Origin of the sequence: Streptomyces sp. YS-3, assembly GCF_045257485.1 — a bacterium.
Classification (GTDB): Bacteria; Actinomycetota; Actinomycetes; order Streptomycetales; family Streptomycetaceae; genus Streptomyces.
The window spans coordinates 1-1,311 of record NZ_JBJHPC010001012.1; the positions used below are offsets into that span (position 1 = coordinate 1).

At 73.5% G+C, this 1,311-nt stretch carries 1 protein-coding gene; it reads right to left on the bottom strand.

The annotated features are described in order from the left end of the window. Positions 1-34: 34 nt before the first annotated feature. The gene (locus tag ACJA3G_RS37145; protein WP_406557416.1) at positions 35-1,204 is read right to left on the bottom strand and encodes a winged helix-turn-helix domain-containing protein; all 1,170 of its coding nucleotides are present in this window, start codon (positions 1,202-1,204) and stop codon (positions 35-37) included. Positions 1,205-1,311: the final 107 nt, after the last annotated feature.

Genomic DNA, 1,311 nt, shown 5'->3' on the forward strand with positions numbered 1-1,311 from the left:
CCCCACGCCCACCCCCGCCCTGCCCCCGAGGGGCTCAGAGCGCCGCTATCGCCGCCGTCAGCTCACGGGCGAGCCCCGGAGTGTCGGCGCGTTCGATCCGTACGGCGTCGCAGTCCACCCACCGCGCGGCCTCCAGCAGGGCCTGCGCCATCGGGGCTATCGCCTTGGGCGTCTCCAGCGAGACCTGCTTGGCCACCAGGGTGCGGCCCTCGCGGGCCGGGTCGGCGCGGCCGAGCAGCCTGCCGCCCGCCAGCAGGGGCATCGCGAAGTATCCGTACACCCGCTTCGGCTTAGGGGTGTAGGCCTCCAGACGGTGGCTGAAGCCGAAGATCCGCTCGGTGCGCGCGCGGTCCCAGATCAGCGAGTCGAAGGGTGAGAGCAGCGTCGTACGGTGGCGTCCGCGCGGCTCGGTGGCCAGCGCCTGCGGGTCCGCCCAGGCGGCCTTGTCCCAGCCCTGGACGGTGACGGGAACCAGACCGGAGTCGGCGATCACCGCGTCCACCTGCTCGCCCCTGAGGCGGTGGTAGTCCGCGATGTCCGCGCGGGTGCCCACGCCGAGGGAGCGGCCCGCCAGCGCGACCAGTCGGCGCAGGCACTCGGCGTCGTCCAGCTCGTCGTGCAGATGGACGTCCGGAATGGCGCGCTCGGCCAGGTCGTACACCCGCTTCCAGCCGCGCCGTTCGACGCACACCACCTCGCCGTACATCAGCGCGCGTTCGACGGCGACCTTCGACTCCGACCAGTCCCACCACTCACCCTTGTTCTTGGCGCCGCCCAAGTCCGTCGCGGTCAGGGGGCCTTCGGCCCGCAGCTGCTTGATCACCTGCTCGTACGCCCCGTCCGGCAGGTCGTGGTGCCATTGCGGGCGGGTGCGGTAGGCGCGGCGGCGGAAGGCGAAGTGCGGCCACTCCTCCACGGGCAGGATGCAGGCGGCGTGCGACCAGTACTCGAAGGCGTGGGCGCCCGTCCAGTACGCCGACTCCACCGTCTTGCGGCCCACCGCGCCCAGTCGGGCGTACGGAATCAGCTCGTGTGACCGGGCGAGGACCGAGATCGTGTCGAGCTGGACCGCGCCCAGGTGCCGCAGCACGCCCCGGACCCCGCCCTTGCGGTCGGGCGCGCCCATGAAGCCCTGGGCGCGCAGGGCGATGCGACGGGCCTCGTCGGCGGAGAGTTGGGCGGTGGGGCGCGGCAGGCTGGTCATGCTCCGCACGATAGACGGCGGCACTGACAATCCACCGGGGTGCCGGCTCCCCGGGAAAGCGCCCGCGCCCGCCCCGCGCTCCGGGCGGCAGACCGTGACCCACCCCC

Excerpts from the sequence above, each read along its gene's own strand:
- ACJA3G_RS37145 (WP_406557416.1), bottom strand. The coding sequence starts at position 1,204 with ATGACCAGCCTGCCGCGCCCCACCGCCCAACTCTCCGCCGACGAGGCC.